The sequence below is a fragment of the Streptomyces sp. NPDC005774 genome, assembly GCF_042871645.1.
GTDB classification, from domain to species: Bacteria; Actinomycetota; Actinomycetes; order Streptomycetales; family Streptomycetaceae; genus Streptomyces; species Streptomyces pratens.
Genome location: NZ_JBIAIV010000001.1, coordinates 358,721 through 380,972, shown reverse-complemented (window position 1 = coordinate 380,972; position 22,252 = coordinate 358,721). Strand labels below are relative to the sequence as shown.

Genomic DNA, 22,252 nt, shown 5'->3' with positions numbered 1-22,252 from the left:
GCAGGGCCGGGCGTCGCAGGGCCCGCGAGCCCTGCGTGTCCGGGGGCAGGCCCTAAGCTCTGTCCGTGTCCGTGAAGAACGACGGCCCCGGTGACGGTGCCGCACTCAGCAAGTCCGAGCAGACCCGCGCCCTGATCCTGGAGACGGCCATGCGGCTGTTCCAGGAACGCGGGTACGACAGGACGACCATGCGGGCCATCGCCACGGAGGCCGGGGTCTCCGTCGGCAACGCGTACTACTACTTCGAGGGCAAAGAACACCTGATCCAGGGGTTCTACGACCGGATCGCCGCCGAGCACCAGCGGGTGGCCCGGGAGACCCTGGAGCGGGAGACCGATCTGGAGGCCCGGTTCGCGGGCGTGCTGAAGGCGTGGCTGGACATCGCCACGCCGTACCACGAGTTCGCGGTGCAGTTCTTCAAGAACGCCGCCGATCCGGACAGCCCGCTCAGCCCCTTCTCGCCGGAGTCGGAGCACGCGCGCGCGGAGGCGATCAGCGTCCACCAGGAGGTGCTGGCCGGTTCCGGGGCCAAGGTGCCCCCGGAGCTGCGGGAGGTGCTGCCGGAGCTGATGTGGCTGGCGCAGATGGGTCTCGTCCTGTATTGGATCTTCGACCGTACCGAGGACCGTGAACGCAGTTACCGCCTCGCCGAGCGTGGCGCCCGCATCACCGCGCGGGGCGTCGCCCTGGCCCGTTTCCGGGTCCTGCGCCCGCTGGTCCGCGAGGTCCACGACATGTTCACGGAGTTCCTGCCGGGGATGACCAAGATGCTGCCGGACCCGGCGAAGGACCGGGGGGCACCCGCCGGCCCCGGCGAAGAGTCCCACGGAGCACCCGCCGGCCCCGGCGAAGAGTCCCAGGGGGCGCCCGCCGGCAGCGACGGGCGCCCCGGTCCGGTCAGTTGACGGCGTCCACCTCACCGGGTGCGAGTTCCACGTCGTGCACCAGCGAGCCGCCGGGCACCGTCACCTGCCCCGCGCGGGAGCCGTACGGGGCCGCCGTCACCGCCAGCAGGTACCTGCCGGGGGACGGGACGGAGACGATGTACGAGCCGTCGGCGAGGGAGACGACCCGGTCCACCTGCCGCCCGCCCGAGGTCAGCAGGGTGACGGCCGCGCCGTCCACGGGGTCGCCGTCGACGGTGCGGACGAAGCCGTGCACGACCGAGGCGGCCGGAGTGGACCCCTCGCCGGGCGGCCGGGGGGCCGGAACCACGCCCGAGCCGTCCTCCTCCTTCGGCTCGACCGCGAGATGCGGCAGCCGCTTCTCCAGCCCCGCCGGCAGCCACCAGTTGGCCTTGCCGATCAGATGCATCGCGGCCGGTACCAGCGCCGTACGCAGGATGAACGCGTCCAGGGCGACGGCCGCGGCGAGCCCCACGCCCGCCATGCCCGCCCCGTAGTCGCCGCTGAGCACGAAGGCGAGGAAGACGCACACCATGATCAGGGCCGCGGAGTTGATGACGCGGCTGGTCTCCGCGAGGCCGACGCGCACCGCGCGGGCGTTGTCCCGGGTGTGCACCCATTCCTCGTGCATCCGGCTCACCAGGAACACCTGGTAGTCCATGGAGAGCCCGAACAGCAGCGACAGCATGATGATCGGCAGGAAGGCCGCGATGGGGCCCTCCCTGCCGAAACCGAGCAGGTCCAGGCCCCAGCCCCACTGGAAGATCGCCACCAGGACGCCGAAGGAGGCCGCCGCCGCGAGCAGGTTCATCACGGCGGCCGTCAGCGGCACCACCAGGGAGCGGAACGCGAGCAGCAGAAGCAGGAAGCCCAGGCCGATGATCGTGCCGATGAAGAGCGGCAGGCGGTCCCCCGTCACGGACGCGAAGTCCTTCGACACCGCCGTGACCCCGCCGACGTGGGCCTCGGCCCCCGCCTCGGGGATCACGTCCTCGCGCAGGACGTCGATGAGCCGGTCCGTCCGCTCGTCCTGCGGTGAGGTCGTGGGGACGACCTGGATGACGGTGACGCCGTTCGCGGGCGGCATCGAGGCGACCTGGGCGACGCCCTCGGTCCGCTCGACGGCCGCCACCAGGCTGTTCGACGCCTCGCCGTCCACGACCACCTGGAGCGGGCCGTTGAAGCCCGGCCCGAAGCCTTCGGCGAGCAGGTCGTAGGCCTTCCTGGTGGTCGTGGACGCCCCGTCGTTGCCCTGGTCCACGGTGCCCAGGCGCAGCGACAGCAGCGGGACGGCGAGCACGGCCATCAGGACCACGGCGAGGAGGGCGGTGGACCGCGGGCGGCGTTCGACACCGGCGGCCCAGCGGGCCGCGAGTCCGGTGGTCCGCTCCGTCTCCGGGCCGCGCGCGGCGAGCGTGCGGCGCTGGCGGCGGCTGAGCACCCGGTGGCCGAGCAGCCCCAGCAGCGCCGGCAGCAGGGTGACGGCCGCGAGCACGCTCAGCACCACGGTCAGTGACGTGCCGATGACGACGCCGTCCAGGAAACGCAGGTTCGTCACCAGCATGCCGGCCAGCGCGATGCACACCGTGCCGCCCGCGAACAGCACCGCCCGCCCGGAGGTGTTGAGCGCGGTGACGGCGGCCTCCTCCGGGTCGTCGCCGCGCAGGATGCCGCGCCGGTGCCGGGTGACGATGAACAGGGCGTAGTCGATGCCCACACCGAGACCGATCAACGTCGACAGCAGCGAGGCGAGTTCGGGCACGTTCGTGACGTGGCTGATCAACTGGGTGCCGAACATGCCGGTGCCGACGCCGAACACGGCGATCACGATCGGCAGCAGCATCGCGAGCAGCGAGCCGAACGCCACGAACAGCACCACGGCGGCGGCGAGGACGCCGACCAGTTCGGCCGTGCCGGTGGGCGGCTCCTGGACCCTCGTGATGGCCTGGCCGCCCAGCTCCACCCGGAGTCCGTCGCCCGCGGCGTCCTTGGCCGTGTCGACGACGTCCTCGACGAGTTCCTTCGGGACGGCGTCCGCCTGTTCGGCGAAGGTGACCTGCGCGTACGCGGTCCGCCCGTCCCGGCTGATCCGGGCCGCGCCCTGCGGCCCGTAGGGGCCGGTGACGTCACCGACGCCCTCCATGCGCCCGATCGCCGCCAGTGCGGGCTCCATCCGGGACCGCACGGACGCGTCCCGCACGGAACCGCCCTCGACCTTCCACACCACGGTGTCGGTGTCGCCGGCGCGTTCCGGGAACGCCTTCTCCATCAGGTCGTACGCCCGCTTGGAGTCCGTGTCCGGCAGGGAGAAGACATTCGCGTAATTGGTGCCCGCGCTGCTCGCCGCCGCCCCCAGTCCGAGCAGCGCCCCCACCCACAGCAACACGACCACCAGCCGATGCCGATAGCACCAGCGTGCCAGTACCGCCACGTTCAAGCTCCTTCGTCGCTCCGGAGGTCCCCCAGGTCCTCACAGCAGAATCGACGGCGGGCCCCGCGCGGGGACACGGCTCGCCCGGGACTCTCAAGGAACTCCAAAGCGGGAAGCGGTACGGCCCCGGGCGTCCGCACCGATACTGGGAGCATGACGACGGCTCCGGGAACCGTGCTGGTGGTGGAGGACGAGGAGAGCATCGCCGATGTCCTCGCCATCGCCCTGCGCTACCACCGCTTCGAGGTCATGACGGCCGGCACCGTCCGCGAGGCGCTCGCGCTGACCGAGCACACCAGGCCCGACGCGGCCCTGCTCGACGTGATGCTGCCGGACGGCGACGGCCGGGGACTGGGCCGTGAACTGCGGCTCCGCCGGCCGGAGCTGGCGGTGGTGTTCCTCACCGCCCGGGACGCCCCGGCGGAGATCGTCGGTGCGCTCGGCTTCGGCGACGACTACATCACCAAGCCGTTCAACATCGACGAGGTCGTCGCACGGGTCACCGCGGTGCTGCGCCGCACCAGGCCCGCCGACGTCCTGCCGCAGCGGGCACCGCTGCGTCACGGCGACCTGGAACTGGACGAGACGACGTACTCGGTGCGCCGCGCGGGCCGTTCGGTCGAACTGACCCCCACCGAGTACGCCCTGCTGCGCTTCCTGGTGCGCAACGGCGGCCGGATCGTGCCCAAGGACCAACTGCTGCGCCATGTCTGGCAGTACGAGCACACTCCGCCGGAGTCGACCGTCGTCGAGACCTACATCAGCTACCTGCGGCGCAAACTCGACACCCTGGGACCGCCGGTGATCACCACCCGGCGCGGGGTCGGATACGGCCTGACGTGAGGACGCCGAAGCCGCGACCACGCCGCGGCCCTCACCTCTTCCGGCTGCGCCACCTGGTGTGCTGCGAGCGGGGCATCCACTCCCTGCGCGGCCGGCTGACGCTGGCGAACCTGGTACTGCTCGCCATCGGCATCACGGCGGCGACCCTGGTGAGCGTGCTGGTCATGCGGTACTACCTGCTCGACCAGATCGACGCGGAGCTGACCCAGAACCGCGACTCGCTCGGCGGTTCCCAGCTGACGCTGCGGCAGATCGACTCGCTGAGCGTGCTGAGCTTCTTCACCGAGCGGGTGCATCCGGAGTGGAACGGGGAGAACCGCCCCGACTCGATCTTCGCCGCCGTCGGTCCCGGGGGCGAGGCCGTGGGCATCCTCGGCTTCGAACCGACCGCCGCCCAGCGCGCCCTGGCCGACGAAGTGGGCGACCCGCGCGCCCTGGTCCGGGACCCCGAGCCGCACGACCTCACCGTCCGGGGTGCCGCCTACCGCGCGACGGCCACGCAGCTCGGGGACGGCACGTACGTCCTGATCGCCACCTCCACCGAGTCGCTCCACGAGGGGGTCGCCAAGGCGATCAGGCTCGACGCGGCCATCGGGACACTGCTGCTCGCGCTGCTGGCCTGTCTGACGATGGTCAGCGTCCGCCGCCGGATGCGGCCGCTGGAGGACATGGTGGAAACCTCGTCGGCGATCGCCGAGGGCGATCTGACCCGGCGCGTGCCCTCCAGCCGGGACCCCATCCTGGAGGTGGAGCAGCTGCGGCTCGCCCTGAACTCGATGCTCCAGCAGGTCGAGTCGGCGTACCGCACGCGCGAGCGCAGCGCGGCCCAGCTGCGCCGGTTCGTCGCCGACGCCTCGCACGAACTGCGCACCCCGCTGGCCGCGATCCGCGGCTACCTCCAGTTGTACGACCGGGGGATGCTGCGCGAGCCGGCGGAGCGGCGCCGGGCCTGGGACAGGATGCTGGCGGAGTCCGACCGCATGGCGCGGCTCGTGGACGAACTGCTCGTGCTGGCCCGCCTCGACCAGCGGCCCGAACTGCGGCTGCGGAACGTGGACGTGTGCCGTCTGGTGCGGGATGCCGCCGAGGACCTGCGGGTGCAGCAGCCGGAGCGGCCGGTGACCGTCGACGCCGGGGGTGTGGTGCTGGTACGGGCCGACGAGTCCGGGCTGCGGCAGGTGCTGGGCAACCTGCTGGGCAACGTGCGGACACACACTCCCGCCGAGGTGCCGGTACGGCTCGGAGTGGCCCGCGCCGGCGGCCTCGTGCGGCTGTGCGTGGCGGACGACGGGCCGGGGCTCGGCGCGCAGGACGCGGCACGCCTCTTCGACCGCTTCTTCCGGGCCGGCGGCGGGGCGGGCAGCGGGCTGGGCATGGCGATCGTGCAGGGCGTGGTCCACGCGCACGGCGGCGAGGTGACGGTACGGACGGCCCCGGGCGAGGGCCTGGCGGTGACGGTGACGCTCCCGGCGCGGGCGGAGGCGGAGGTGCCGGCGGAGGCAGCGGTGCCGGCGGAGGCGGGGCCGCCGTGGGCGGAGGCGGCGGTGCCGGACGGGACGCACAGCGCCCTCGGTGCCGTCGGGGAGGCGCGGCCGGGTCCGGGGAGCCCCCTGGAGCCCGTCCCGACCACCGCCGGGGACGGTACCGGGGCGGTCTCCGTGGCCCGCCGGGAGGAGCACGGTCCCGGTTAGGGCCCGTCCGGTGCGGATGAGCGCGGCCCGTACGTCCCGTGGTGGGCCGGTGCGGCCCGCCGGCACGTCGGAAGGAGCGCCGATGCGGTGGTCCGGGTACGGGTTTCCCTGTTCCGGAAGCCCGGGGCCGGGGTCCCGGGACCGCACCGCAGGCCCGGGGGGTGGCCCCGGGCCTGCGGTGCCGCCGTCAGGTCTGCTTCGACGCCAGTTCGATCACCGTGATGTCCGACGGCGCGCCGATCCGGGTCGGCGGGCCCCAGGCGCCGGCGCCGCGGCTGACGTACAGCTGGGTGTCGCCGTAGCGGTCCAGGCCCGCGAGGGTCGGGTTGGCGGCGGCGGCGAGGTAGCTGGCGGGCCAGAGCTGGCCGCCGTGGGTGTGGCCGGAGAGCTGGAGGTCGACGCCGTGGTCGACGGCCTCGTGGACCATCACCGGCTGGTGGGCGAGGAGCACGCACGCGCGGGCCCGGTCCCGGTCGCCGAGCGCCCGCGCGTAGTCGGGTCCCTGGCCGTCGCTCTCGCCGGCCAGGTCGTTCACCCCGGCGAGGTCGAAGTGCGGGAGTTCCGTACGCGCGTTCTCCAGCGGGTTCAGGCCGAGCCGGCGCACCTCGTCGACCCACTCCTCGGCACCGGAGAAGTACTCGTGGTTGCCGGTGACGAAGAAGGAGCCGTGACGTGCCCTCAGCTGCGCGAGCGGGGCCGCGGCCGGGCCGAGTTCCTTGACCGTGCCGTCCACCAGGTCGCCGACGACCGCGATCAGGTCGGGCTGGGTCGAGTTGATCGTGTCGACGACCTTCTGCGCGAAGCCCCGGCCGAGGATCGGCCCCAGGTGGATGTCGCTGACCACGGCGATCCGGTAGCCGTGCGCCGCGCGCGGCAGCTTGGCGAGCGGCACGGTGACCCGCTTCACCTGCGGCCCGCGCACCACGCCGTACGTTCCGTACCCGACCGTCCCGACGGCCGCCACTGCGGCGGCCCCGGCGACCACCCGGGAGACGAACAGCCGCCGGGAGGGACCGGCGGGGTCCGTCGGGGTGGCGGGTTCCTCGGGGGTGTCGGCAGCGGGAGCGGGACCGGAACCGGGGGGCGTGGTGCCGGTCGGCGCGGAGGCGTCCGCGTCCGTCGGCTGTGACGTTCCCGGGGCGGGCGGTGCCGCGGGCTCGGCGGGCGGTGCGGGCGCGACGGCCGCCGCGCCCGCCGGTATCGGTGTCGGTGTCGGCTCCTGGCTCGGCGGCGTTGCCGTGCGCTGTGCCCGGCGCTCCAGGACCCGGCGCAGCACCGGGCGGACGGCCTCACCCACGAGCACCGCGAGGAGCAGGTAGAGGCACAGGGCCAGCCAGAGGTAACCGGGCCAGGCCAGGACCTGCTTGAGCCAGAACGGGGCACCGCTGCGCGTGGCGAAGAACGCCGCGAAGGTCAGCGCCCAGCCTCCGACGATCACCACCGCGCCGACGCGGCGCACGGCGCCCGGAGCCCTGGTCGTGTCGCGGAACAGACGGCGCCACAGGTACCAGTTGCCCGTCACCAGGACGGACAGGACCAGCAGCGCGACGAGTACGAAGACGATGACCACGGTGCGGTGTTCCCCAGATTTCCGTTACGACGTCCGTGACGTCCGGCTCAGTGCGCGCAGACCACGCAACCCGATGCCTCCGACGACCGTCCCCAATACGAAGGAGACGACGGCCAGCAGCAGATGGACCCAGAAATACGCCGTCGGCCCGCCGTCGTCGAAGGCGAGTCCGCTGCCGTCCTTGACCAGGTTCTTGACGAAAGTGATCCAGATGATCCAGCTCCATACCCCGAAGGCGAGCAGGAACCAGGAGACGGGGCGGCTGAGTTTCACCAGATCTGACCTTTCATCGCAATGCCGGGCGCCCGGATTCGGCCGGGGCTCCGGGGGCGGCCCCCCGGGCGGGCACGGCATGGTTCCAGTATCACCGGACGGTGTCCGGTTCCGTTCGCGGGGTGGGGAGGGAGGGGGGACTTCCTCAGGCACTGCATGTACGTTTCCGACCGTGCCCGCACCCAAAAACTCCATCCGGCGCTCGCTGCTGGTCACTTCCGCCATAGTGTTGTCCACCGCGCTGACCGCTCCCGTTGCCCTCGCGGCCCCGAGCCCGTCGGCCGACCCTTCGTCCATACCCTCGGCCGACTCCTCGGCCACGGCCTCGGCCGACCCGTCGAAGAGTCCGTCGAAGGACTCGAAGAAGTCGAAGGACTCGAAAAAGCCGAACGGCTCCAAGGCCGCTCCCCCGGCGAAGATGTCGACGGTGGGCGGCACCCTGCTCGGGCAGGCGGGGACCCAGGTCAACCTCGCGAGCGGCGTGCCCGTGCTGCCGAAGGGCCTGTCGGCCCGGTCCTGGATCGTCGCCGACGCCGAGTCGGGCAAGGTGCTCGCCGCGCACAACGCGCACTGGAAACTGGCCCCGGCCAGCACCCTGAAGATGCTGTTCGCCGACACCCTGCTGCCGAAGTGGCCCAGCTCGACGAAGCACAAGGTCGAGTCCTCCGACCTGGCCGGCATCGGCTCCGGTTCCAGCATGGTCGGGATCAAGGAGGACGAGACGTACACCGTCCACGACCTGTGGCTCGGGGTCTTCCTCCGCTCGGGCAACGACGCCGTGCGGGTGCTGGCCGCCATGAACGGGGGTGTCGAGAAGACCGTCGAGGAGATGAACGAGCACGCCGAGGAGCTCCAGGCCCTCGACACGGCCGTGGTGAGCCCGGACGGTTACGACGCCGAGGAGCAGACGTCGTCCGCGTACGACCTGACCCTGATCGCCCGTTCCGGGCTGCAGAAGAAGGACTTCCGGGAGTACGCCTCGACGGTCCGCGCGGACTTCCCCGGTGAGACGAAGAAGAACAAGAAGGGCAAGAAGGTCCGCGAGTCCTTCGAGATCCAGAGCACCAACCGGCTGCTGTCCGGCGACTACGACGTGCCCGTCTACGAGGGCATCGCGGGAGTGAAGAACGGCAACACCACCGACGCGGGCGCCACCTTCACCGGGGTCGCCGAGCAGGACGGCAGGGTCCTGCTCGTCACCGTGATGAACCCGGAGAAGAAGGAGAGCAACGGGGTCTACAAGGAGACCGCGAAGCTGTTCGACTGGGGGTTCGAGGCTGTCGGCAAGGTCGATCCGGTGGGTGAGCTGGTGCCGCCCAGGAGCGCCGTGCAGGCCGACGCCCGGCCGGGTGCCAGTGCCTCCCCCGGCGAGGCGGGTGGCACGGGCGAGGACGCGCCGGGCGCCGCGGGCAGCAGGCCGGTGGCGAGTGCCGCGGCCAGGGGCGGGGCCGGCGGCGTCGGCACCGCGCTCGCCGTCACGGGCGGGGTGTTGGTGCTGCTCGCGGGCGGGGCGTTCCTGGTCAACCGCCGCTGGCCGCTGCCGGATCTGGTGCGCCGCCGTCCGCGTTCGTGACTCCCTCGTTCTCCTGGCTCTGCGTCGCCGTCCAGGCGGCGCAGAACACGACCAGTTTCATGGTGAAGTTGATCCACAGCAGCAGGGCGACCGGGACACCGAACGCGCCGTACATGCTCTTCGCGGCCACGCCCTGCATGTAGCCGCTGAGCAGTAGTTTCAACAGTTCGAAGCCGACCGCGCCGATGAGCGCGGCCACGACCAGACGGCGGCGGGCGGGTTCGACTCCGGGCAGCGGCGACAGGACGTACAGCAGGAGCAGGAAGTCGGCGCCCGCGGCGACGGCGAAGGCCGCGATCCGCAGCACGATCCCGCCCCAGCCGCCCTTCTCCAGCCCGATGGCGTCACTGATCCAGCCGACCGCCGTCGAGGCGACCGTGGAGGCGACCAGGGTGACCAGGACCGCGCCGCCGAGCCCGACCAGGATGCCCGCGTCCTTGGCCTTGCGCAGGGCGGGGTTCTCCTCCGGGTCGGACAGCTCCCACACCGCGCGCAGGCACTCCCGCATCGATCCGGCCCAGCCGATGCCGGTGAACAGCAGGACGGCACCGGCGATGAGGCCGACGGTGCCGGCGTTCTCCACCAGGCTCCCGATGTCCAGCTGGTCGGAGATGCCGGGCACCTGCTCGGTGAGCTTGTCCTGGAGGGTGTCCTGCTGCTCCTGGCTGAGCATGGCGGCGCCGACCGCGGCGGCGACGGTGAGCAGCGGGAACAGCGCGACGAAGCTGGTGAACGTCATCGCGGCGGCCAGCCGGGTCCAGTGCACCCGCTCCATCCGCTCGTAGGACCGCCACGCGTGCGTGAGCATCAGCCGCGTGGCCCACGGGCCGACGACCGGGAGTTTCTTCAGCCAGTCCATGAACCGTCTTTGCCCCTGCGGGGGAAATCCCATGTCCGGAGCGACATCCCATTAATCACCCGTTCCGACGAGTGGTGCAAGGTTTCAAAACTAATCACCCATATAGGGGCGATACGGTCACCGACATGCCTGATGACACCGTCTCCCCCACGGGATGGGACCGCATCGCTCCCGCCGCGGCCCGGCTGCCCCGGTCCCTGCTCGTCCTCGGCGGCACGTCCGAGATCGCCCTGGCCACGGCCCGCCGGCTGATCGCCCGCCGCACCCGCACGGTGTGGCTGGCGGGCCGGCTCTCCCCCGCGCTGGAACAGGCCGCGGAGCAGTTGCGCGGCCTGGGCGCCCAGGTGCGCGTCATCGCCTTCGACGCCCTCGACCCCGCCTCCCACGAGAGCGTCCTCGGCGAGGTCTTCACGGACGGTGACATCGACATGGTGCTGCTCGCCTTCGGCACCCTCGGCGACCAGGCCCACGACGAGCGGTCGCCCCGGGCCGCCGTCCGGGTCGCGCAGACCAACTACACCGGCGCGGTCTCCTCGGGCCTCGTGTGCGCGGGTGCCCTCCAGAACCAGGGGCACGGCTGCCTGGTGGTGCTGTCGTCCGTCGCCGGTGAGCGGGCCCGCCGCGCGGACTTCATCTACGGCTCCAGCAAGGCCGGCCTGGACACCTTCGCCCAGGGCCTCGGCGACGCGCTGTACGGCACGGGCGCGCACGTCATGGTCGTACGCCCCGGCTTCGTCCGTACCCGGACGGCCACCGCTTCGCGCGGGGCGCCGCTCACCACCACCCCGGAGGCGGTCGCGACGGCGGTCGAGCTGGGGCTGCGCCGCCGCGCGGAGGCGGTGTGGGTGCCGGGCAGGCTGCGCGTGGTGATGTCGGCGCTGCGGCACCTGCCCCGGGCGGTGTTCCGGCGGCTGCCGGTCTGAGGCCCTGCGGGCCGGAGGTCGCAAAGATCAGTGCGCGGTGACGGAGCCTCGGTCGGCGCGGCCGGGCTGCGGGGGCACCACCAGCGAGCCGAACGGGAACTCCCGCAGCTTGCGCCACACCCCGTCGGCGCCCTGTTCGTAGAGCGCGAACCCGGTGCAGGGCCACCGCGCCTCGTAGTCGGCGAGTTCCTCGAAGGCGCGGTCCATCGCCGCCTCCTCGATGCCGTGCGCCACGGTGACGTGCGGGTGGTACGGGAACTGCAGCTCCCGCGCGACGGGACCGGACACGTCGCGGACCTGCTTCTGCAGCCAGGTGCAGGCCTCGGCGCCCTCCACGATCTGAACGAACACGACCGGCGACAGGGGCCGGAAGGTGCCGGTGCCGGAGAGCCGCATGGGGAACGGGCGGCCGGTCGCGGCGACCTCGCTCAGATGTGTCTCGATGGCCGGCAGGTCGCCCTCGCCGACCTCAGTCGGCGGCAACAGGGTGACATGCGTGGGGATACCGTGAGCAGCGGCGTCCCCGAAGCCCGCGCGCAGCTGCTGAAGCCGGCTGCCGTGAGGCTCCGGGACCGCGATCGACACACCGATCGTTACGGTCCCCACGTCGTCTCCTTCGTTCCGTCGTTGCCGTCGTTTCCGTCGTTGTGGTGGTGCCGGCCCGGGTGGTGGTACCGGTCCGGCACACAGCGGGTGGCCGCCGGAGCGGCCGCCCTCGTACCGACTGTACGACCACGGCCCGCTTCCGGGCAGGCGCAGCCGGAGTGATGTACGGCGCTCACCCGGTGGTACGAATCGGTACCGGGTCCGCGTTCAGTTCCGTGGTGACCGGTGCCGGGGCCGGGTCAGTGCTTGGCGGGCAGGAAACCCACCCGCTCGTAGGCCAGGGCGAGGGTCTCCGCGGCGACGGCGCGGGCCTTCTCGGCGCCCTTGGCCAGGACCGAGTCGAGCGTCTCGGGGTCGTCCAGGTACTGCTGGGTGCGCTCCTTGAACGGGGTCACGAACTCGACCATGATCTCGGCGAGGTCCGTCTTCAGCGCACCGTAGCCCTTGCCGGCGTAACGCTCCTCCAGCTCGGCGACGCTCGCGCCGGTGAGGGTCGAGTGGATCGTGAGGAGGTTGCTCACACCCGGCTTGTTCTCGGCGTCGTAGCGGACGACGGTGTCGGTGTCGGTGACCGCGCTCTTCACCTTCTTGGCGGTGGCCTTCGGGTCGTCGAGGAGGTTGATGAGGCCCTTCGGCGTGGATGCCGACTTGCTCATCTTGGCCGTCGGGTCCTGAAGGTCGTAGATCTTCGCCGTCTCCTTGAGGATGTGCGGCTTCGGGACGGTGAAGGTCGGGCCGAACCGGCCGTTGAAGCGGTCGGCGAGGTCGCGGGTGAGCTCGACGTGCTGGCGCTGGTCCTCGCCCACCGGCACCTCGTTCGCCTGGTAGAGCAGGATGTCGGCGACTTGGAGGACCGGGTAGGTGAACAGGCCGACGGAGGCGCGGTCGGCGCCCTGCCTGGCGGACTTGTCCTTGAACTGGGTCATGCGGGAGGCCTCGCCGAAGCCGGTGAGGCAGTTCATGACCCAGGCGAGCTGGGCGTGCTCGGGGACGTGGCTCTGGACGAAGAGGGTGCAGCGGTCCGGGTCGAGCCCGGAGGCCAGCAGCTGGGCGGCGGCGAGCCGGGTGTTGGCCCGCAGCTCGGCCGGGTCCTGCGTGACCGTGATCGCGTGCAGGTCGGCGAGCATGTAGAACGCGTCGTGCGTCTCCTGCAGGGCCACCCACTGGCGGACGGCGCCGAGGTAGTTGCCGAGGTGGAACGAGCCTGCGGTGGGCTGGATTCCGGAGAGCACGCGAGGACTTTCAGAGGCCATGGCCCCTATTCTCTCAGGTTCCCGAGAGCGGTTCGGAACCGACCGGGAGCAGATGGGAACCGGATCGTCCCCGGCGGTGTAACAAAAGTGTGAGGACGCGGGAGGGGGGCCGCATCGTCGATGAGACCGCGGTGATCACACGGGTACGCGCCGGAGAGCCGGAGGCGTACGCGGAGCTGGTGCGAGCCCATACGGGCATCGCGCTCAGGGCGGCCACCGCGCTCGGGGCGGGGGCGGACGCGGAGGACGTGGTGCAGCAGGCCTTCGTCAAGGCGTACTGCGCGCTGGGCAGGTTCCGGGACGGCATGGCGTTCCGGCCGTGGCTGCTGTCGATCGTGGCCAATGAGACGAGGAACACCGTGCGCGCGGCGGCCCGCCGGTACAGCCTCGCCGGCCGTGAGGCGGCGTTCGCGGAGGCGGAGCCGGTGATACCGGAATCGGTGGACCCGGCGGTGGTGACGCTGGAGACGGAGCGCCGCGCCGCACTGACGGCTGCCCTGGAGAAGCTGAGCGAGGAGCACCGTCTGGTCGTCACCTACCGCTATCTGCTGGAGATGGACGAGCGGGAGACCGCCCAGGCCCTGGGCTGGCCCCGGGGCACGGTGAAGTCGCGGCTGAACCGCGCCCTGCGGAAGCTGGAGCGTCTGCTGCCGGACTTCCGGCCCCGGGAAGTGGGTGACAACCGAGCATGAGCGAGTCGTACGACGATGGCGGCGCCACCGAGGGCGGGCGCGCCGAGACCGCCCGGCTGCGAGAGGAGCTGCGGGCGCTCGGCCGGTCCCTGGACGGGCAGGGGGGCGCGGGCGGGCCCGAGTCGATGGTCGAGCGGGTGCTGGAGCGGATACTCACCGAGGACGTGCCCGTTGCGGTGGCCGGACCGCCGGGTGCCGCGGAGCGGCTGCGGGGGGTACGGAGCTGGGCGCGGTGGCGGTGGCGGTCGCTGGCCGCCACACTGTGCGGGCTGCTGACGGTGCTGGTGCTGACGCCGCCGGTGCGGGCGGCGGTGTCCGACTGGTTCGGCTTCGGCGGGGTGGAGGTGCGGTACGACCCGTCGGCGGTGCCTTCTCCGGGCGCCGAGGTGCCGGGCTGCGGGCGGTCGCTGTCGCTCGCCCAGGCGGAGCGGCAGGCCGGTTTCGCACCGCTGGTGCCGGAGGCGCTGGGTGCTCCGGACGCGGTGACGGTGAGCGGGCTGCCGCGCGGCCGGTTCCTGGTGAGCCTGTGCTGGCGGGAGCAGGGGCGCACGATCCGGCTGGACGAGTTTCCGGCCCGGCTGGACGTCACGTTCACCAAGAGCGTGCGGGAGCAGCCGGTGCGGTTGTCACTCGGCGGAGAGGGTTCCGAGGGCGGTGTCCCGGATCCGGCGCTGTGGTTCCCACGGCCGCATCTTCTGAGCTTCTGGCTGGTGGACGCGGACGGCCACCGGTTCACCCGGGAGAAGCGCACCTCCGGGCCGACCCTGCTGTGGACCGACCGCGGCGGGAACGCCGGTACGGGGGATGCGGGTGAGGTAACGCTCCGGCTGGAGGGGGAGGCCTCGAAGGCACGGGCGCTGGAGATCGCGGAATCCTTGGAGGAGCTGGGCGGGGCGGCGGGCTGACAGCCGGCCAGATGTCCGAGTGCGCCCCGGAATTGGGCCTGTCCGACTGGGAACCCCGGTGGGCCGGACGGTGTACCAGAAGTGACAGGCGGCTCACGGGTGGGCCGTACGGGGATCGACCGGCCGAGTGGGGGTCCGGATGCGCGGATGGACAGGCAGGGTTCGACGTCTTACGGCGGGCATGGGCGCGTTGACGGCGGCGATGGCCCTGATGGTGTGGGGGGCGTCGCCCGCCTCGGCCGGGGGGCCGACGAGCGTACTGGTGGTCTCGCCGGAGAGCGGGGAGACCGCGTCTCTGTATCACGACGACAAGAGGTATGCCGAGTTGGAGCGGCTGCTCGGCTCGATCGGCACGGGCATGCGGGAGAAGCCGCCGGAGGCCCCCTCGGCCTCGGCCCGGCTGATCAACGTGACGTGGATGGTGCACGATGTGACGCCCTGGCGCGTGGACCGGGTCTTCCTGGCGGACGTGGGCCAGGGCGCGTGGATACACACGGCGGGGGATCTCGCTGAAACGCCGAACGGCCTCTGGCACCGCGCCGAGCACCCGTCGGATGTGCACAAGTTCCTGTTCGAGCTGGGCGTGATGGGCAAGAGGTCGGGCTCGGGATCGGCCCCCGGGCTCTACCCGGCACCGTGGCAGCCGGAGCAGGCCGGGTCGGGAAAGGAACAGGCCGGCCCCGGGACGGACCAGGGTGCGGCCGCGGCAGCCTCCGAGACCCATGCCGCACCGGCGACGGGCGACGGCACCGACTGGTGGTGGGCGATACCGGGCCTGGCGGCCGGAGCGGCACTGGCCCTGGTGCTGCGCCCGTACGTGTTGCGGTTGCCGCTGATCCGCCGGCGGAAGGACCGGGAGGATCCGGGACCGAGGCAGGAGCTGCTGGACGCCTGACGACGGCGCATGGCGGCCCGGCACAGGGCCGGACCGCCATGGGACGCGTCGAGAAGGAACTCCTCAGCCGAGGTCGATCTCCGGGTACAGCGGGAAACCGGCGACCAGGTCGGTGGCGCGGCGGGAGATCTCGTCCGCGACCTTCGCGTCGAGGATGTGCTGGGCCTTGGAGGGGGCGCCCTTGCTGGTGGTGCCGGGCTCCGTGGTGGTCAGCACACGGTCGATGAGGGCGGCGACCTCGTCCATCTCGGCGGTGCCCAGGCCGCGCGTGGTCAGTGCGGGGGTGCCGATGCGGATGCCGGAGGTGTACCAGGCGCCGTTCGGGTCGGCCGGGATGGAGTTGCGGTTGGTGACGATGCCCGACTCGAGCAGGGCGGCCTCGGCCTGCCGGCCGGTGAGGCCGTAGGAGGTGGTGACGTCGATCAGGTTGAGGTGGTTGTCACTGCCGCCGGTGACCAGGGTGGCGCCGCGGCTCATCAGGCCCTCGGCGAGGGCGCGGGAGTTGTCCACGATGCGCTGAGCGTAATCCTGGAAGGCGGGCTGCCGGGCCTCAGCCAGGGCGACCGCCTTGGCGGCCATGACGTGCGGGAGCGGGCCGCCCAGAACCATCGGGCAGCCGCGGTCGACCTGGTCCTTGAGGGAGTCGTCGCACAGGACCATGCCGCCGCGCGGGCCGCGCAGCGACTTGTGGGTGGTGGTGGTGACGATCTGGGCGTGCGGGACCGGGTCGAAGTCGCCGGTGAGGACCTTGCCGGCGACGAGACCGGCGAAGTGCGCCATGTCCACCATGAGCGTGGCACCGACCTCGTCGGCGATCTCGCGCATGATCCGGAAGTTCACCAGACGGGGGTACGCGGAGTACCCGGCGACGATGATCAGCGGCTTGAACTCGCGGGCGGAGGTGCGCAGGGCCTCGTAGTCGATGAGGCCGGTGGCCGGGTCGGTGCCGTAGGAGCGCTGGTCGAACATCTTTCCTGAGATGTTCGGGCGGAAGCCGTGGGTGAGGTGGCCGCCGGCGTCCAGGGACATGCCGAGCATGCGCTGGTTGCCGAAGGCGCGGCGCAGCTCGGCCCAGTCCGCGTCGGAGAGGTCGTTGACCTGGCGGACGCCGGCTTTCTCCAGGGCGGGGACCTCGACACGCTGGGCGAGCACGGACCAGAAGGCGACCAGGTTGGCGTCGATGCCGGAGTGCGGCTGGACGTAGGCGTGGCGGGCGCCGAAAAGCTCCTTGGCGTGTTCGGCGGCCAGCGACTCGACGGTGTCGACGTTGCGGCAGCCGGCGTAGAAGCGGCGGCCGACGGTGCCCTCGGCGTACTTGTCGCTGAACCAGTTACCCATCGCCAGGAGGGTGGCCGGGGAGGCGTAGTTCTCGGAGGCGATGAGCTTGAGCATCTCGCGCTGGTCGGCGACCTCCTGGCCGATGGCGTCGGCGACGCGCGGCTCGACGGCGCGGATCACGTCGAGGGCGGAGCGGAAGGCGGTGGAAGCGGTGGAGAGGGGCTCGGCGGGCATGAGGGACCTCCGGACGTGGCGTTCGGCGTTCACGGCATGGCGGCCCAGGCGCGCGGCACTCGTACCGGGCCCACAGCACGGCCCGGGGGCCGCTCCCCGATGGTCGGTCCCATCCCAGCACGCCAGTCACGGCCCACCGGTCAGCCTACCGGGCGGCGCGGAGCGCCGTGGTGGGACGTCCGCCATGCGAGCGGGCGCGTCCGCCCGACGGCTGCCGGTTGCCGGTTGCCGTCGGGCGGACGCGGGTTCGGTACGGCCGCTCGCGCGATTCCCCGCGTCCCTTGGAGGGCCCGCGGCCCTCCAAGGCGTCGGATCAGGGGGTGATCACAGGATCACGTGTGGGAGGAAGCGGGCGTACTCGTCGGTGATCAGGCCCGACGACTCGCGGATGCCGAGGCCGGCGGACTCGTCCCCGACCGTCCAGGCGCCGAGGACGACATGGTTGCCGTCGAAGTCCGGCAGCGGGGCGAACTGCTGGTAGCAGCAGGGTTCGTCGCGGACCACGGGGGCGCTGCCCGGCGAGTGGATCGTCACCCCTGCGCCCTCGCGGCCGAGCAGTGGTTTGGCCACGTAGCCGGTGGACGACGCCAGGTCGCGGGGGCCGTCGAGGTGGGCCGGGAGGAGGTTGGGGTGGTCCGGGAAGAGCTCCCAGAGGATCGCCAGCAGGGCCTTGTTGCTGAGCAGCATCTTCCAGGCGGGCTCGATCCACAGGGTGCTGCCGGTGCCGCCGCCGTTGTCGAGGGTGTCGAGGACATGGCCGGCGAAGCGGTCGGTGGTGAGCCACTCCCAGGGGTACAGCTTGAAGATGCCGCGGATGAACCGGAGGCCGTTGTCGACGAAGCGGCCGGAGAGCCGGTCCCAGCCGATCTCCTCCACGGTGAGCCACTCGGTGTCGAGGCCCGCCTGTTCGGCGGTCTCCTTGAGGTAGGCGACGGTCATGAGGTCCTCGCCGAGCACGTCGGCCGAGGAGTGGGCGAAGTACAGCGGGCTGCCCGGCGGGAGGAGCGCGGCCTGCCCCCGCCAGGCGTCGACGAGGCGTTCGTGCATGGAGTTCCACTGGTCGGCGCCGGGGAACCGTTCCTCCATCCAGAACCACTGGGGCGAGGCGGCTTCCACCAGGGAGGTGGGGGTGTCGGCGTTGTACTCCAGCAGCTTCGCGGGACCGGTGCCGTCGTAACGGAGGTCGAAACGGCCGTAGAGGGAGGGGAGTTCGGCCCGCCGTCGCCAGGCCTCGGCGACCGCGCCGGCGACCCGCGCATCGGTGATGCCGAGGTCGGCGAAGCGGTCGGCGGTGACGATGTGGTCGGCGGCCGCGAGGCACATGCGGTGCAGTTCCTCGACGACCTTCTCCAGCGCCTCCACTTCGTCAAGGCCGAAGACGTAGTACGCGCTCTCGTCCCAGTACGGGACCCAGGCGTCGTCGGGGACGGGGAGGCCCGCCGCCCGGTCGGCCTCGAGCGGTTCGGGCAAGGTGAGGGGGTAGATGAGCCCCTGTTCCTCGACGGTCTGCTGCCAGCCGGGGCGGGGTTCGATGGTGCGGCGTTCCACGGGCGGGTCCCTCGTTCCTTCGCTCGACGGGGTGGTCAGCCGCCGCTGCTGCCCGAGGACGAGCCGAAGCCACCCCGGTCGACGGCCTGGCTCCGGCTGAAGGTGCCGTCGTCGGCCCAGTCGTCACTGACGTCGGCGTCGTAGTACCAGTCGGCGTCGGCTTCCTTGCCGAGGGAACCGGAGGTTGTCGTGCAGTTCTCGTCGGCGACGATCCTGTAGCCGTTGAGGTAGTCGTAGCTGTCCCGGTCCACGCAGCGGCGGTCCGGCTCCGAACTGCACGCGGACAGGGCCGCCGCGAGGAGCCCCGCGCCACCGAGCATCACCGTGCCGGACCGCATCCGCCGCCGTGTCCGCGCCGCGGGTATCGCCTTCGGGGCCGTCTCCTGGGCCGCCCTCCGGCCCGCCGTCTCCTGGCCCGCCGTCTCCTGGCCCACCGTCTCCTGGTCCGCCGTCTCCTGCGCCATGTTCTCCGCTCCCCCGTGTGTGCCGCCTTGCCGCCGCGGTGCGCCGTGCTCCCCGGCTCGCGGCGGACAGCCTAGGCGCCGGCCGGCGGGAGGGGGCAGGGGATCCTTGAACGCGGCCTCGATCGGTCATGGTTGTGGGGCTTTTGGGATGGTGTGCACGCCTGCTGCGGCAGCCTGTCGGGCAGGGGCCGCGGCACATCCCTCAGGGAAGCGCCCGGCACAGGGCGTCCAGGGTCGCCGCCCAGGCGTGGTCCGGCGGGGTTCCGTAACCGACGACCAGGGCGTCCGGGGGAGCGACCTCGGCGGCGGGGTGCCGGAAGTACGCCAGGCCCATGACCGAGAGGCCCTGCCAGGCGGCCGCCCGGACGACCGACTGTTCGGTGCCCGACGGCAGTCGGAGTACGGCGTGCAACCCGGCCGCGATGCCCGTGACCCGTACGTCGGGTGTCCGCTCGGCGAGGGCCTCGACCAGGGCGTCGCGACGGCGCCGGTAGCGCAGGCGGGCGGCACGCACATGCCGGTCGTGGGCTCCGGAGGTGAGGAACTCGGCGAAGGTGAGCTGTTCGAGGGCGCTGACGGTCCGGGCGGCACCGTGTTCGACGGCCTCCGGCAGGAGGGACGGGGGAAGCACCATCCAGCCCAGACGGAGGCCGGGGGCGAGGGACTTGCTGACCGTGCCGAGGTGGACCACGTGGTCGGGGTCCAGGTCCTGGAGCGCCCCGACGGGCTGGCGGTCGTACCTGAACTCGCTGTCGTAGTCGTCCTCCAGGATCAGGCCGCCGGTGCGGCGGGCCCAGTCGATGACGGCCGCCCGGCGTTCGGGGCGCAGCACACCGCCCAGGGGGAACTGGTGGGCGGGGTTGAGCAGCACCGCCGCGGCGTCGCCGGGGTCGGCGTCGTCGGAGGGGACCGGGGTGGTGCGCAGTCCGGTGCGTTCGATCAGGTTCCGGTGTTCGGGGAGGCCGTAGGGCTCCACGGCGAGCGTGCGGGCGCCTCGGGCGGCGCGCAGGATGTCGCACAGCAGGCGGAGGCCGTGGGCGAATCCGGAGCAGACGACGACGCGTTCGGGGTCGGTGCGCACGCCCCGTACCCGTGCCAGGTAGTCGGCGAGGGCGGTACGCAGTTCGGGGCGGCCTCTCGCGTCGCCGTAGCCGAGGGCGTCGTTGGGGGCGGACGCCAGGGCCCGGCGGGAGGCCCTGAGCCACGCGGCGCGCGGGAAGGAGGCGAGGTCGGGGGTGCCGGGCGTGAGGTCGTACCGAAGCCGGCCGGACGGGCGTCGCGGGGCGGGTGGCCGTGCGGGCGGCCGGGGCACCGCGTGGTCGGCGACCCGGGTCCCGGAGCCCTGCCGTGCGGTCAGCCGGCCCTCGGCGACCAGATCGGCGTAGGCCTCGGCGACCGTGTTGCGGGCGATGCCCAGATCGGTGGCGAGGGCGCGGGAGGAGGGCAGCCGGGTGCCGGGGGCCAGCCGGCCGCTGCGGACCGCTTCGCGCAGGGCGTCGGTCAGGCCGCGGCGCAGGCCGGGACCGGCCGGCTCCAGGTGGAGGTCGATACCGAAAGTGGCCCAGGGTTTCGCCATGCGAGTGGACCATACTCCTGGGCTGCCTTGCTCCTACGCTCGAGGACATGACGACGACCACGAACGACGGCACGACGGCAACCACGACAGCGACCACGCCGGCGTCCACGAACGCCGGCGGAGCGACGGCCGAGGGGTACGCGCCCGAGCAGGCCCCCCGGCTGGACTGGTCCGCGCTCGCCCCGGACGTTTTCAAGGCGATGGTGCGCCTCGACGCGGCGGCCCGTAAGGGGATCGACCCGAAGCTGCTCGAGCTGGTGAAGATCCGGGCCTCGCAGCTCAACCACTGTGCCTTCTGCCTGGACATGCACAGCAAGGACGCGCTCGCGGCGGGCGAGAGCGTGGAGCGGATCGTGCAGCTCGCCGCCTGGGAGGAGTCGCGGCACTTCTACACCGCCAAGGAGCTCGCGGCGATCGAGCTGACCGAGGCGGTGACGGTCCTGACCCACAGGTTCGTGCCGGACGAGGTGTACGGGCGGGCCGCCGAGCACTTCGGGGAGGCCGAGCTGGCGCACCTGATCGCCACCATCACGGTGATCAACGCCTGGAACCGGTTCGGCGTGACCTGCCGACTCACCCCGGGCCACTACCGGCCGGGCTCGCACGCCTGACCGGCATCCGGCATTCAGCCCCCAACCCCCGGCACCCGGCACCCGCCGCATGACCGCATGTGTCGCGTGACAAGCGGCCCCGGGTTCACCTCGCTCGGTGGCCCCGGGGCCGCGCGTCATGGCCGGACCGGACCGGTCAGCCCGACGGTCGGTCCGGTCCGGTCCTCAGGACAGCCAGGCCTTCCAGGTGGACTCGTTGCCGTCCACCCATTTCTCCGCCGCCTCCTGAGGCGCCATCCGCTGCTCGGCGATCATCAGGGAGACCTCGTTCTGGTCCTCGGTCGTCCACCGGAACTTCCTCAGGAAGTCCGCCGCGTCGCCGCCGTCCTTCGCGAAGTCCGCGTTGAGGTACTTCTGCAGCGGGGTGTGCGGGTAGGCGCAGGCGACCTTCGCCGGGTCGGCGTCGCAGCCCTCTTCGTACTCGGGCAGCTTCACTTCGGTCATCGGCACCTTCGCGGACAGCCACTGGGGTGTGTACCAGTAGCTGAGGAAGGGTTTCTTCTCCTTGGCGAACTGCTGGATCTGGGTGATCTGCGCGGCCTCCGACCCGGCGAACACCACCTTGAAGTCCAGCTTCAGGTTCTTCACCAGTGCCTTGTCGTTGGTGAGGTAGGCCGGTGACCCGTCTATCAGCTGGCCCTTGCCGCCGCTCTCCGCGGTGCGGAACTGATCGGCGTACTCGTTGAGGTTCTTCCAGTCGGTGATGTCGGGGTGCTTCTTCGCGAAGTACGTCGGCACGAACCAGCCGATGTGCCCGGTGACCCCGAGATCACCGCCGGGCGTGATCGTCTTCTTGTCCTCGACGTACCGCTGCTCCTGATCCGGGTGGCCCCAGTCCTCCAGGATGGCGTCGACCCGGCCCTGGCTGAGCGCGTCCCAGGCGGGCACCTCGTCGACCTGCACGGTGTCGACGCGGTAGCCGAGTTCCTGCTCCAGCAGGTACTGGGCGACGGCCACGTTGGCCTGGGCGCCCACCCAGGACTGCACGGACAGGGTGACCGTCCGCGCGCCCTCGGCGTTGGCGAACGGCGAGGCCTGCTTGGTCATGTCGGCGGCGCCGCAGCCGGTCAGCAGGACGAGCGCGGACACTCCGGCCACGGCCGACGTCGTACGAAGTCGCAT

General features: G+C 72.1%; 20 protein-coding genes. 9 read left to right on the top strand and 11 right to left on the bottom strand.

The features are described from left to right. Positions 1–65: 65 nt before the first annotated feature. A complete protein-coding gene (locus tag ACFYQA_RS01740; protein WP_388910033.1) occupies positions 66–905 on the top strand; it encodes a TetR family transcriptional regulator in 840 nt (279 codons plus the stop codon). Here ACFYQA_RS01740 and ACFYQA_RS01735 read toward each other — a convergent pair. Further along, positions 898–3,327: an MMPL family transporter gene (locus ACFYQA_RS01735; protein WP_388910299.1), complete on the bottom strand. Its 2,430-nt coding sequence runs from the start codon at positions 3,325–3,327 to the stop codon at positions 898–900. The two genes, ACFYQA_RS01740 and ACFYQA_RS01735, sit on opposite strands and share 8 nt — an antisense overlap. Before the next feature lie 162 nt (positions 3,328–3,489). On the opposite strand from ACFYQA_RS01735, the gene ACFYQA_RS01730 reads away from it, so the two are divergent. Then, entirely contained in the window at positions 3,490–4,179 is a 690-nt protein-coding gene (locus tag ACFYQA_RS01730) for a response regulator transcription factor (protein WP_386397911.1), read from the top strand. Positions 4,180–4,235: 56 nt separating this feature from the next. Further along, positions 4,236–5,870, top strand: a complete 1,635-nt coding sequence (locus ACFYQA_RS01725) for a sensor histidine kinase (RefSeq protein ID WP_388910296.1) — start codon at positions 4,236–4,238, stop codon at positions 5,868–5,870. 187 nt (positions 5,871–6,057) lie between these two features. Here the strand turns inward: ACFYQA_RS01725 and ACFYQA_RS01720 are convergent, their stop codons facing one another. Next, the gene (locus ACFYQA_RS01720) at positions 6,058–7,440 is read right to left on the bottom strand and encodes a metallophosphoesterase (protein ID WP_388910030.1); all 1,383 of its coding nucleotides are present in this window, start codon (positions 7,438–7,440) and stop codon (positions 6,058–6,060) included. Positions 7,441–7,464: 24 nt separating this feature from the next. Then, positions 7,465–7,713 (bottom strand): SCO4848 family membrane protein, encoded by a 249-nt coding sequence (locus ACFYQA_RS01715; RefSeq protein WP_388910027.1) that lies wholly within the window; start codon positions 7,711–7,713, stop codon positions 7,465–7,467. A 172-nt stretch (positions 7,714–7,885) separates the two neighbouring features. Here ACFYQA_RS01715 and ACFYQA_RS01710 point away from each other — a divergent pair, with 172 nt between their 5' ends. Next, positions 7,886–9,286: a D-alanyl-D-alanine carboxypeptidase family protein gene (locus tag ACFYQA_RS01710; protein ID WP_388910024.1), complete on the top strand. Its 1,401-nt coding sequence runs from the start codon at positions 7,886–7,888 to the stop codon at positions 9,284–9,286. Here ACFYQA_RS01710 and ACFYQA_RS01705 read toward each other — a convergent pair. Beyond that, complete coding sequence (locus ACFYQA_RS01705; protein ID WP_388910021.1) at positions 9,234–10,145, bottom strand: YihY/virulence factor BrkB family protein; 912 nt, start codon at positions 10,143–10,145, stop codon at positions 9,234–9,236. The two genes, ACFYQA_RS01710 and ACFYQA_RS01705, sit on opposite strands and share 53 nt — an antisense overlap. Before the next feature lie 125 nt (positions 10,146–10,270). On the opposite strand from ACFYQA_RS01705, the gene ACFYQA_RS01700 reads away from it, so the two are divergent. After that, on the top strand, positions 10,271–11,068 hold the full coding sequence (locus ACFYQA_RS01700; RefSeq protein WP_388910018.1) for a decaprenylphospho-beta-D-erythro-pentofuranosid-2-ulose 2-reductase: 798 nt from the start codon (positions 10,271–10,273) through the stop codon (positions 11,066–11,068). Between the two features lie 27 nt (positions 11,069–11,095). Here the strand turns inward: ACFYQA_RS01700 and ACFYQA_RS01695 are convergent, their stop codons facing one another. Further along, the gene (locus tag ACFYQA_RS01695; RefSeq protein ID WP_388910015.1) at positions 11,096–11,674 is read right to left on the bottom strand and encodes a 2'-5' RNA ligase family protein; all 579 of its coding nucleotides are present in this window, start codon (positions 11,672–11,674) and stop codon (positions 11,096–11,098) included. A gap of 239 nt (positions 11,675–11,913) precedes the next feature. Further along, on the bottom strand, positions 11,914–12,927 hold the full coding sequence (trpS, locus tag ACFYQA_RS01690; protein ID WP_388910011.1) for a tryptophan--tRNA ligase: 1,014 nt from the start codon (positions 12,925–12,927) through the stop codon (positions 11,914–11,916). A gap of 131 nt (positions 12,928–13,058) precedes the next feature. Between trpS and ACFYQA_RS01685 the strand changes: the two genes are divergently transcribed. The 3 genes from ACFYQA_RS01685 to ACFYQA_RS01675 all read left to right on the top strand — a co-directional run bounded on the left by ACFYQA_RS01685 (position 13,059) and on the right by ACFYQA_RS01675 (position 15,419). Then, on the top strand, positions 13,059–13,619 hold the full coding sequence (locus ACFYQA_RS01685) for an RNA polymerase sigma factor (protein ID WP_388910008.1): 561 nt from the start codon (positions 13,059–13,061) through the stop codon (positions 13,617–13,619). Beyond that, the gene (locus ACFYQA_RS01680) at positions 13,616–14,524 is read left to right on the top strand and encodes a hypothetical protein (RefSeq protein WP_388910005.1); all 909 of its coding nucleotides are present in this window, start codon (positions 13,616–13,618) and stop codon (positions 14,522–14,524) included. Before ACFYQA_RS01685 ends, ACFYQA_RS01680 begins: the two co-directional genes overlap by 4 nt. A 181-nt stretch (positions 14,525–14,705) precedes the next feature. Further along, positions 14,706–15,419, top strand: coding sequence for a hypothetical protein (locus ACFYQA_RS01675; protein ID WP_388910002.1), 714 nt, complete (start codon positions 14,706–14,708; stop codon positions 15,417–15,419). 63 nt (positions 15,420–15,482) lie between these two features. On the opposite strand, the gene ACFYQA_RS01670 is transcribed toward ACFYQA_RS01675, so the two are convergent. The 4 genes from ACFYQA_RS01670 to ACFYQA_RS01655 all read right to left on the bottom strand — a co-directional run bounded on the left by ACFYQA_RS01670 (position 15,483) and on the right by ACFYQA_RS01655 (position 20,519). Continuing rightward, positions 15,483–16,931 (bottom strand): glycine hydroxymethyltransferase, encoded by a 1,449-nt coding sequence (locus ACFYQA_RS01670; RefSeq protein WP_388909999.1) that lies wholly within the window; start codon positions 16,929–16,931, stop codon positions 15,483–15,485. Positions 16,932–17,255: 324 nt separating this feature from the next. After that, positions 17,256–18,479: a glutathionylspermidine synthase family protein gene (locus ACFYQA_RS01665; protein ID WP_388909997.1), complete on the bottom strand. Its 1,224-nt coding sequence runs from the start codon at positions 18,477–18,479 to the stop codon at positions 17,256–17,258. Positions 18,480–18,514: 35 nt separating this feature from the next. After that, positions 18,515–18,817, bottom strand: coding sequence for a hypothetical protein (locus tag ACFYQA_RS01660; protein ID WP_388910293.1), 303 nt, complete (start codon positions 18,815–18,817; stop codon positions 18,515–18,517). A gap of 328 nt (positions 18,818–19,145) precedes the next feature. Beyond that, on the bottom strand, positions 19,146–20,519 hold the full coding sequence (locus ACFYQA_RS01655) for a PLP-dependent aminotransferase family protein (RefSeq protein WP_388909994.1): 1,374 nt from the start codon (positions 20,517–20,519) through the stop codon (positions 19,146–19,148). A gap of 47 nt (positions 20,520–20,566) precedes the next feature. Between ACFYQA_RS01655 and ACFYQA_RS01650 the strand changes: the two genes are divergently transcribed. After that, entirely contained in the window at positions 20,567–21,130 is a 564-nt protein-coding gene (locus ACFYQA_RS01650; protein WP_388909991.1) for a carboxymuconolactone decarboxylase family protein, read from the top strand. Between the two features lie 165 nt (positions 21,131–21,295). Here the strand turns inward: ACFYQA_RS01650 and ACFYQA_RS01645 are convergent, their stop codons facing one another. Then, positions 21,296–22,252, bottom strand: coding sequence for an ABC transporter substrate-binding protein (locus ACFYQA_RS01645; RefSeq protein ID WP_388909988.1), 957 nt, complete (start codon positions 22,250–22,252; stop codon positions 21,296–21,298).